The 982-nt window shown below is 61.4% G+C and carries 1 protein-coding gene and 2 pseudogenes; 2 read left to right on the forward strand and 1 reads right to left on the reverse strand.

What is annotated here, in order from left to right:
- On the reverse strand, positions 1-256 hold a 256-nt coding region (locus QZH66_RS16970), incomplete at its 3' end, for a hypothetical protein (protein WP_305807026.1).
- Here QZH66_RS16970 and QZH66_RS16975 point away from each other — a divergent pair.
- Both QZH66_RS16975 and QZH66_RS16980 read left to right on the forward strand, forming a co-directional pair.
- Positions 146-400: pseudogene (locus tag QZH66_RS16975) on the forward strand (hypothetical protein); the annotation flags it as partial. The gene QZH66_RS16970 and the pseudogene QZH66_RS16975 sit on opposite strands and share 111 nt — an antisense overlap.
- Before the next feature lie 130 nt (positions 401-530).
- Positions 531-982 (forward strand): annotated as a pseudogene (locus QZH66_RS16980) (restriction endonuclease subunit R); the annotation flags it as partial.

Raw genomic sequence — 982 nt, forward strand, 5'->3', positions numbered from 1 at the left:
AGACCAGTGGGATGCGCTGGAGTGGGACGACGACGATGCCAGCGCCGCGCCCGACGAAGTGACGGCAGAAGCCGTCAACCAATGGCTCTTCAACATCGATACGGTGGACAAGGTGCTGCAAACGCTCATGACACGCGGCCACCGCGTGGCGGGTGGCGACCGCATTGGCAAGACCATCATCTTTGCCAAGAACCAAAAGCATGCCGAATTCATTGCCGAGCGCTTTGATGCCAACTACCCGGACCGCAAGGGGCATGACGCCCGCATCATCACCTTCAAAACCGACTACGCGCAGTCATTGATCGACCAGTTTTCCATCAAGGAAAGCGCGCCACACATCGCCATCTCGGTGGACATGCTCGATACCGGCATCGACGTGCCCGAAGTGGTGAACCTGGTGTTCTTCAAGATCGTGCGCTCCAAAGCCAAGTTCTGGCAGATGCTGGGACGCGGCACCCGTTTGTGCGAAGACCTTTTCGGCCCCGGCGACGACAAGAAAAACTTCTTCGTCTTCGACTTTNCCCGAAGTGGTGAACCTGGTGTTCTTCAAGATCGTGCGCTCCAAAGCCAAGTTCTGGCAGATGCTGGGACGCGGCACCCGTTTGTGCGAAGACCTTTTCGGCCCCGGCGACGACAAGAAAAACTTCTTCGTCTTCGACTTTTGCCAGAACCTGGAGTTCTTCAACCAGGACCTGCAGGGCAGCGACGGCAGCCTCGCAGAGCCATTGGGCCAGCGGCTGTTCAAGGCGCGCCTCGAACTGCTGGCGCTGCTGGACCAGCGCCTAGTGGCAAGCGGCGTGGCGGAAGCAGCGCCCCCGTCGCTGGTGTTGACAGAAGCAGGCGTGCGCGAAGACACGGCCGCCTTGCTGCACGGCATCGTCGCCGGCATGCCCATGGACAACTTTGTGGTGCGCCCGAAGCGCCGCTGGGTCGAGGCCTGGGCGCAGGCCAGCGCCTGGCGCCGGCCCAGCGCCGAGCAGTT

The sequence above is a fragment of the Stenotrophomonas sp. YIM B06876 genome (assembly GCF_030711595.1).
In the GTDB taxonomy this organism is placed as follows: Bacteria; Pseudomonadota; Gammaproteobacteria; order Xanthomonadales; family Xanthomonadaceae; genus Stenotrophomonas.